Source organism: Paenibacillus sp. 3LSP (assembly GCF_032465655.1).
In the GTDB taxonomy this organism is placed as follows: domain Bacteria; phylum Bacillota; class Bacilli; order Paenibacillales; family Paenibacillaceae; genus Fontibacillus; species Fontibacillus barengoltzii.
This window is the reverse complement of sequence record NZ_JAWDJI010000088.1, coordinates 1-8,804: the sequence shown is the minus strand read 5'-3', so window position 1 is coordinate 8,804 and position 8,804 is coordinate 1. Positions and strand designations below refer to the sequence as shown.

General features: G+C 53.4%; 7 protein-coding genes and 1 pseudogene. 3 read left to right on the top strand and 5 right to left on the bottom strand.

Going from position 1 to position 8,804, the window contains the following annotated elements; all coding sequences use genetic code 11:
- Positions 1-151 precede the first annotated feature (151 nt).
- Positions 152-1,165 carry a DUF7309 domain-containing protein gene (locus RW092_RS06865; RefSeq protein WP_397376647.1) on the bottom strand — a complete coding sequence of 338 codons (1,014 nt, stop codon included), beginning with the start codon at positions 1,163-1,165 and terminating at the stop codon, positions 152-154.
- A 200-nt stretch (positions 1,166-1,365) separates the two neighbouring features.
- On the opposite strand from RW092_RS06865, the gene yhbH reads away from it, so the two are divergent.
- Positions 1,366-2,535, top strand: coding sequence for a sporulation protein YhbH (gene yhbH / locus RW092_RS06860; protein WP_316009852.1), 1,170 nt, complete (start codon positions 1,366-1,368; stop codon positions 2,533-2,535).
- A gap of 41 nt (positions 2,536-2,576) precedes the next feature.
- The gene (locus RW092_RS06855) at positions 2,577-3,971 is read left to right on the top strand and encodes a SpoVR family protein (protein ID WP_410055517.1); all 1,395 of its coding nucleotides are present in this window, start codon (positions 2,577-2,579) and stop codon (positions 3,969-3,971) included.
- Positions 3,972-3,973: 2 nt separating this feature from the next.
- Here the strand turns inward: RW092_RS06855 and RW092_RS06850 are convergent, their stop codons facing one another.
- From RW092_RS06850 to RW092_RS06840, 3 genes are all read right to left on the bottom strand, one after another.
- Entirely contained in the window at positions 3,974-4,477 is a 504-nt protein-coding gene (locus tag RW092_RS06850; RefSeq protein WP_316009850.1) for a hypothetical protein, read from the bottom strand.
- Between the two features lie 114 nt (positions 4,478-4,591).
- Positions 4,592-4,918 carry a hypothetical protein gene (locus tag RW092_RS06845; RefSeq protein WP_028538219.1) on the bottom strand — a complete coding sequence of 109 codons (327 nt, stop codon included), beginning with the start codon at positions 4,916-4,918 and terminating at the stop codon, positions 4,592-4,594.
- A gap of 685 nt (positions 4,919-5,603) precedes the next feature.
- A complete protein-coding gene (locus tag RW092_RS06840) occupies positions 5,604-7,499 on the bottom strand; it encodes a PrkA family serine protein kinase (protein WP_316009849.1) in 1,896 nt (631 codons plus the stop codon).
- 236 nt (positions 7,500-7,735) lie between these two features.
- On the opposite strand from RW092_RS06840, the gene RW092_RS06835 reads away from it, so the two are divergent.
- Positions 7,736-8,488 (top strand): DUF2161 domain-containing phosphodiesterase, encoded by a 753-nt coding sequence (locus RW092_RS06835; RefSeq protein WP_316009848.1) that lies wholly within the window; start codon positions 7,736-7,738, stop codon positions 8,486-8,488.
- Positions 8,489-8,514: 26 nt separating this feature from the next.
- Here the strand turns inward: RW092_RS06835 and RW092_RS06830 are convergent.
- Positions 8,515-8,804: pseudogene (locus RW092_RS06830) on the bottom strand (hypothetical protein); the annotation flags it as partial.

Genomic DNA, 8,804 nt, shown 5'->3' with positions numbered 1-8,804 from the left:
ATTCAAAGTAGACAGACCGCGTTTAGCGGAAGTTTTTCTTGCGATATCAGGATGCTAATGCCCCGAAGTGTATACTTTCTGATATCTTAAAAAAACCGGGACTCCCAGCAACTACGCTGGAAACCCCGGCTATCATCCTGCACTTATCTAGTTATAATAGCTTGCCTCCTACCGATTGCTGGAACTCCTCAATCGCCGGCAGCTGCGGTTCTACACTGCAGACAAGTCCAAACCCTGCGATCACCGATGCCAGCTCGTCCAGCACTCTGGAAGTACGGGCCACAAGCCGCATCGGCATCACTCTATACGTCTCGATCAACCCCAGCAGACCATCCGCAAGGTTCTCGGACGCTTCCGCCTGTTTGGTCAACCCGTAATGCAGGATCTGCCCGGTCTCTTGATCCGCAATCACGTTCATCGTCGGATAAAACGGACGTTCCTCGTCTTCAATGGGCATGGGGATAAAAAAGCTGTCTACCTCCCAGACCCCCGCATCACCGCTGACTGCACGCCTTGCTTTGACCATGCGCAGCTCGTCCACCATGACCGCTCGTCCGGCTGGCTCCAGCGGCCGATCCGCCTGGTCCGGCTTGAGCCATTCGCTGATCCATTCGGTCGTACCCGCACCCTCCCCGGTAACGGGAATCCGCACGAGAAAACGTTCCCCGTTGCCTTCCAATAGAGCATCGGGATCCTCCCGATAGGAAAGACTCACTTCCATCGCTTGTCTGAGGATCTCCGTCAAGAAGACAATATCGTCCCGGTCCGTTATCGGCCAAGGCACGTAACCCGGCTCGTAGAGACGGAAGGACGGCCAGGCAGTTTTGCCGCGAAAGGATAAACCTAACTCCTTCACCCGTTCATATTCCTCCGGGTACAGCTCGTCCCGGCTGCCAAAGGACAGCATATAACAATGCTGCGCAAACAGCGGATCGCCTATGAATTCCCCATTTAACATGTCAAGCACCGTCTGCAGGCCCTCCGTTCCCAAATAAACGGCCATACCAAACACTTCCTTGCCGCTCCCCATCACGCAGCAATATCCGATACGGTGATCCCATGGACTGCGAACCCCAAACAAATGAACGTTCGAAAGCCATTCCCATGGCTTCAGCTTCTTAAATTGATCCGCGGCTTCATATAGCTCCAGCCATACCTGATTCATCGGCACCAATTCGTGACCCCCTTCGCAAACCTAACCTAATCTAACTGTTATTAGCTTAACGGGAATCTCCGCCTTTTTCCAGCCTTATTGTTTCCAAACCGGCGCAAGCTCCCTCACATATCGCCCCTCTCCGTGAATATACTTTATTTACATCCACAAATATAGCGTTCCGGGAAATCCCGATATGGAGGTGTTCATCTATGCCAACGCCTGATCGATATCACTTTGTCGTCTCCAAAGAGGACTGGTCGCTGCACCGGAAAGGGTATCAGGATCAACAACGTCATCAGGAGAAAGTGAGAGAGGTTATTAAGCAAAATCTGCCAGATCTCATCACCGAAGAAAATATCATCATGTCAGACGGCAAGCAGATCATTAAGGTCCCCCTCCGCAATTTGGAAGAGTACCGCTTCATCCATAATTACCAAAAACATAAGCATGTTGGCCAAGGCGACGGGAGCAGCGAGGTGGGAGACGTACTCGGCCAAGACAGCCCGAAGGATAATGGAAAAGGCGGGAAAGGCGGCAAGGCCGGTGATCAGCCGGGCTACGATTACGTAGAAGCGGAGATTAGCATCGAAGAACTGGAGGATATGCTGTTCGAAGAGATGGAATTGCCTTATATCGAGGAAAAAGACAAGGCAGATTTGGAAACCGAATCTATCCGCTTTAACGATATCCGCAAAAAAGGCCTCATGTCCAACATCGACAAGAAACGTACGATCCTGGAGAATCTGCGCCGTAACGCCACCGCCGGAACTCCTGGCATCCACGGCATTACGCCGGACGATCTCCGCTACAAAACATGGGAGGACGTCGTTGTGCCCCACTCCAACGCGGTGATCCTTGCGATGATGGATACATCCGGTTCAATGGGGGCGTTCGAGAAATACTGTGCGCGCAGCTTCTTCTTCTGGATGACCCGATTCCTGCGGCGTCAGTACGAGAAGGTCGAAATTGTGTTTCTCGCCCATCATACTGAGGCCAAGGAGGTCAGTGAGGAAGAGTTCTTCACCCGCGGGGAAAGCGGCGGCACCATCTGCTCCTCGGTCTATCAAAAAGCGCTGGAAATCATCGACACCCGTTACCCGCCGTCCAGCTACAACATCTATCCTTTCCACTTCTCCGACGGGGATAACCTGACTTCCGATAACGAGCGCTGCGTCAAGCTGATTGGCGAGCTGATGAAGCGCAGCAACATGTTTGGCTACGGGGAAGTCAATCAGTACAATCGCGGCAGTACCTTGATGTCCGCCTACCGGACGATCAAGCAAGAGAAATTCATGTATTACGTCATTAAGGAAAAAGGCGAAGTTTACAACGCGTTAAAACGGTTCTTCCACAAGCGCGAAGGAGGTGCCGCTAGTTGAGCAGCGAATTAGAACAGCTCGAATATGCCATCGCAGAAATTATGGAGATCGCCGACTCGTTTGGTCTTGATTATTATCCGATGCGCTACGAAATTTGCCCCGCCGATATCATATATACGTTTGGGGCTTACGGAATGCCAACCCGGTTTTCGCATTGGAGCTTTGGCAAAATGTTTAACAAGATGAAGATGCAATACGATTTCGGACTTAGCAAAATCTACGAGCTTGTCATTAACTCGAATCCGTGTTACGCCTTTTTGCTGGAAGGCAATTCACTGATCCAGAACAAGCTGATCGTCGCCCACGTGCTCGCCCACTGCGACTTCTTTAAAAATAACGTGCGCTTCTCCGCGACCAACCGAGATATGGTGGAGAGCATGGCCGCCACCGCTGAGCGAATTAGCCGGTACGAACTGGCCTACGGTGCGGAAACGGTGGAGAGCTTCATCGACGCGGTGCTGGCAATCCAGGAACACGTCGACCCGCAGCTGATCAAGCCGATGCGGTATGATAAACGACAGCAGATGGAAGAAAAGATTCGGCGGGCAAAGGGAGGACGGCAAGGTTCGGTGAAAGCAGGGCCTTACGACGATCTTTGGGCGCTTGATGAACCTTCGAGCGGACGAAACGACGACGCCAAAGAGGCCGCCGTCCACTTCCCGCCTGAGCCGGAGAAGGATATCGTCTGGTTTATCCAGGAATATTCCGAAGTGTTGGAAGACTGGCAACGGGACATCATGAGCATGCTGCGGGAGGAGATGCTGTACTTCTGGCCGCAGATGGAGACGAAAATCATGAATGAGGGATGGGCTTCGTACTGGCATCAGCGCATTATCCGTGAGCTGGACCTCACCAGCGACGAAACGGTCGAATTCGCCAAGCTGAACGCCTCGGTCGTCCAGCCGTCGCTGCAAAGCCTGAACCCGTATTACCTCGGGCTCAAGATCTTCGAGGACATCGAGCGCCGCTGGGATAACCCGACCGAAGAGGAACGCCGCCGCTTTGGCCGGGAGCCTGGAAAAGGCCGTGAGAAAATCTTCGAGGTGCGTGAGCTCGATTCGGACATTTCCTTCCTGCGCAGCTATTTGACCAAGGATCTCGTCCGTGATCTGGACTTGTATATTTTCGAGAAGCAAGGTCCGGAGTGGAAAATCACCGACAAGTCATGGGAAAATGTCCGCGACCAGCTGATCGCCTCCCGCGTCAACGGCGGCTCGCCCTACATCGTTGTCCAAGACGGCGACTACCTGCGCTCCGGCGAGCTGCTGCTGAAGCATCAATATGAAGGAATTGAGCTGGACCTGAAGTATCTGGAGCATACACTCCCTTACGTTTACAAGTTATGGGGCCGCCCGGTGCATCTGGAGACGGTGGTGGAGGATAAACGGGCGCTCTTCTCTTATGACGGGCAGAAGCATGTGAGGAAGATGCTTTGAGTTCAGGTGACTTTTAAGGTGAAATAAAAGTCGCTTTGGCCTTGATCCAGAAACCATTCGCAATGGATGCGGTACTTATAGATTCCTTTCTCTTGCGGGACCGTGTAGGGATGCTCGAGCGCCCCGTCTGCTGAATCCATCCCCGTTAGCGTAAATTCCTTGATGCCCTTGGGCGCTTCGGTATCGATTGGAGCGCCTGCGGGTACTTCAACGGGCTCGGTTTCAAGAATGCTGGAATCCACGCTGACACAGCTGCCTTTGCTGTTATATACAGGCTTACACCACGAGTAACCGCCCCTAGCCACTTCGATGGCCTTTCCTTGTACGGTCACCGCAGGCGAAGGCGGCGTGTCAGCCTGAACCCATCTGGAATGAATGGCTTGCTGAACAGCAGAAGGATCCATAGGTGCCCTCTGCTTCAAGCCAATCGCATATCCGGCCCAGAAGGTGCATGCTAAGATTGCGATGGCAGCAACGATGATCATGAGTTGGTTACTCTTTTCCAAGGTATCGCCCCCTATGGTTTCAAACTAACAGAAAGAGCCGCACGGATCAATTGATCTGGCGGCTCTTGTTTGATCTGGGGAGCACTCAGTATGGTATGCCCCTTTAAGAGTCCATCAGGACAGCAGTGCGATGACCAGCAGCTCGTAGAGAACCAGTGTCAAAATGGTCTCATCACTGGGACTAAGCCCCCAATAAGGAACGCCAAAGGCGCGCTGGCCCCCTTGCCGCGGAACAGCCAATTGCAATAACCCGCCTTGGCAACCCACGATTCGGCCCACATGCACATGACCATCCATCGTTTCAATACGCACCCGTTGATTCATATGCTGCCGGCAGATGTCGTGCACCTGGTTACGAACCGTCCGCAAGTGCTGAACATGCTGCGGATTCGCCTGGTAAACGACTCGATGCTGCGGATAACCCCATGGTTGAACACTCATTCGTTCTTCGCCTCCAACGTTTCAAGTTCAAATTATCGTATGCGAATACCCAGTAGGCGGTGATGCTTGGCGCACAAATCCGTCCCGGTCTTGCCAGATGCCGTCGAGTTGTGATTTGTTTAGTTGAAGGGGCAACGGATGGGGCTTGGGTTGGGGTTTGCTTGGTTGAACCTGATCTTCGCTTAGGGACTTCAATACGCGGAAACATATTAGCTGTAAAACCTACCGTTAATTTTGCTCATTTTGCGCTTAGGAGAGGATTAGCGGTAAAAAGTAACGTTAATTTGGGCGATTTTGCTGGATTGGCGAGTTTGATGCGAAATTAGCGGTACTTTTTCCAGTTAATTTGTTTAACAAGCCTTTCCGACACGAAATTAGCGGTAGAAAATCCAGTTAGTTGGTGGATAAAGTGCCGCGTGGGGGTGTGAAGCCAGTAAATTAGGGGAGCGCAAACATAAGGTAACGTGTCACGGTTAATTAGGGAGCGAGTGTGGCATGGTGGGACATAAAATTGTTGGAGAGGTACGACGTGAGTGACGTGAGTAAGGTGGGTAAAATGGGGGAAGGAAAAACCGTTTGAATAGTGGAGGAACACGGGCGGTAGAACGTAAGGACAGGTAGATGCACGCTCCAGCACACTAAAAAAAGGTGGAAGGATCTCCCCCCACCTTGCAACTGCTGCGCTTTACCGGTTCAACAAACTGCCGACATAACGCAACAGCTCGTTGGCGCACACCGGGCAGTAGCCGTGCTCGTCAATCAGCCGCTTACTGACCTCGTTGATGCGTTTAAGTTGATTTTCATCCGGCGTTTTGGTTGATGTCGTGATCTTAACGATGTCCTTCAGGTCGGCGAACAGCTTCTTCTCGATCGCTTCCCGCAGCCGGTCGTGGTGATTATATTCAAATTTCTTCCCTTTCCGCGAATACGCAGAGATCCGGATCAAAATTTCCTCCCGGAACGCCTTCTTCGCGTTCTCCGAGATGCCAATCTGCTCCTCGATCGAGCGCATCAGCCGCTCGTCTGGATCCATCTCCTCTTCAGTAAGGGGATCGCGGATTTTGGTCCAGTTGCAGAACGCCTCGATGTTGTCGAGGTAGTTCTCGAACAACGTACGCGCCGATTCCTCAAACGAGTAGACGAACGCTTTTTGCACTTCTTTCTTGGCAATCTCGTCGTATTCCTTACGGGCGATGCTGATGAAGTTCAAGTAACGCTCGCGTTCCTCCTTCGTAATCGAAGCATGCTGGTCGAGACCGTCCTTGATAGCCCGCAAAATATCAAGTGCGCCCATGCAATGCAAATCTTGCTTAATCAGCGCACTGGAAATCCGGTTGATGACGTAACGCGGATCGACGCCGGACATGCCTTCTTCCAGGTACTCGTTTTGCAGTTCCTTCAAATCGGCGTCTTTGTATCCTTCAACCTCTTCTCCGTCGTAGAGCCGCATCTTTTTCACCAGATCGACGCCTTGTTTCTTCGTCTCCTTTAACCGGGTTAAGATGGAGAAAATCGCGGCGGACCGCAGGGCATGCGGCGCAATATGAACGTGATTCATATCGCTCTGGGCGATCAGCTTGGCGTAAATTTTCTCCTCCTGGGACACCTTGAGGTTATAAGGGATCGGCATGACGATCATCCGCGACTGCAAGGCTTCATTTTTCTTATTGGCAATAAACGCTTTGTACTCCGCTTCGTTGGTGTGCGCGATAATCAGCTCATCCGCCGAGATCAACGCAAACCGCCCCGCCTTGAAATTCCCTTCCTGGGTCAGCGACAACAGATTCCATAGAAACTTCTCATCGCATTTCAGCATTTCCTGGAACTCCATCAGGCCGCGATTGGCCTTGTTCAGCTCACCGTCAAAGCGGTAGGCCCGCGGATCGGATTCGGAACCATATTCGGTGATGGTGGAAAAATCGATGCTGCCGGTCAAATCAGCGATATCCTGGGATTTCGGATCCGAGGGGCTAAACGTGCCGATCCCCACCCGTTCCTCTTCGGACAAAAGCACCCGCTCGACTCTGACGTTCTCGATGTCGCCGCCATACTCCGTCTTCAGTCGCATCTGGCACACCGGGCACAAATTGCCTTCGATTCTAACCTTCAGCGTTTGCTCAACTTCCGGCCGGAGTTCATGCGGAACGAGGTGCAGCGGGTCCTCATGCATCGGGCACCCGGCGATGGCGTACACCGCCCCTTTATCGGTCCGGGAAAACTTCTCTAGCCCGCGCTTCAGCAGCGTTACAATGGTGGACTTGCCCCCGCTGACCGGCCCCATTAGCAGCAAAATCCGCTTGCGTACGTCAAGCCGACGAGCAGCGGAGTGAAAATACTCCTCGACCAGCTTTTCGATGGCCCGATCCAGACCGAAGATTTCCTGCTCAAAAAATTTATACCTTTTTCGGCCGTCTACTTCTTCAATGCCGTAGGATTTAATCATTTCATAAACCCGGGCATGGGCGGTCATCGCCGGCGAAGGGTCTTTGGCCAACAGTTCAACATAATCTTTAAATGTGCCGCTCCACGACAAGGAGTCGCTTTCCGCCCGATAAGCCGCTATTCGCTCAAAAATGTCCATGTTAGGTACCTCCTGTACTCCCGCTTTAGGGGTTCTCCCGCGTCCCCGATCTTTAGAACTTGCGTGACCAGATATGGAGCATCCACGATAAAAAAGTGTATTACATACCTATGCGCTGGGGAGAGAGAAGTTGACCTTTTTTCCGATGAAAATATTCAGATGGAAAAAGTAGGGATTTTGCTTTGTGATATAATCTTGAACAGGATCATGGGAACGAAGAGGAAAAGGGGATCGTCATGGCGGTACAGCATGAGACGGAATTGTACGCTCCGTTGAAGGCTTTTTTTGAGGAGCGAGGGTATGTGATTAAGGGGGAAGTGCGGCATTGCGACTTGGTTGGCGTTCGGCCGGATCGCGATGAGCCGCTGATTGTGGAGATCAAAAAGACGTTTAATCTTCCCCTGCTGCTGCAGGGGTTGGAGAGACAGCGCCTAAGCTCCGATGTGTATCTAGCCGTAGAGCGGAATCGCGCCAAAAAAGGGGCGCACAACCAGCGATGGAGCGAAATTACGATGCTATGTCGCAGGTTGGGACTCGGGTTGATCACGGTCACTCGATATAAAACAAAACCTGCCTTCGTGGAAGTCCTGTGTCAGCCGGGGGACGGCGCCCTATACTTGCCGGGGCCGAAGGTGGTTAAGCGCCGAGTGGAGAAGCTGCTTCACGAGTTCCACGAGCGCAGCGGCGACTACAACGTTGGCGGAAGTACCGGCACCAAGCTGGTGACAGCCTACCGCGAACGGGCGCTGCGCGTGGCGCTCGCCATTGAAGAAGGCGGCGGTGAAATGTCGCCCAAGGACGCGCGCGACCGCAGCGGCGTTGGCAGCGCCGCCGCGATCCTGCAGCGCGATTACTACGGTTGGTTCCGGCGCGTGGTGCGCGGGCGATATGCGTTGACACCGGCTGGCGAGGAAGGGCTTCGCCAGTACGCCCATGTCGTGGACAGTTGGCGGCGGGCGGCAGCGACCACAGAAAAGGAACAGGGATAAGAGCGATTCAGTGGTTTGGTTCTGGATTAGTCCACAGAACGCACCGTGAACTCGGCGAGAGCGGCGGTAAGACGCGCCAGCCCTTCGCGCAGCTGCGCCGGTTCATGCGCGGCAACGGTCAGCCGGATGAAGCGATCATCCGGCTCTTTGGCATAGCACAGCGTCCCCGGCAGGAACGCTGTGCCTTCCAACAGCGAAGCGCGCAGCAGCGCTTCGCTGGAGACCCCGGCGGGCAGGCGCAGCCAGAGGAACAGCCCGCCGCCGGGGTCTTCCACACAGGCGCTGCGCCAAGCGGGCGCCTGCAGCAGCTCCAGCG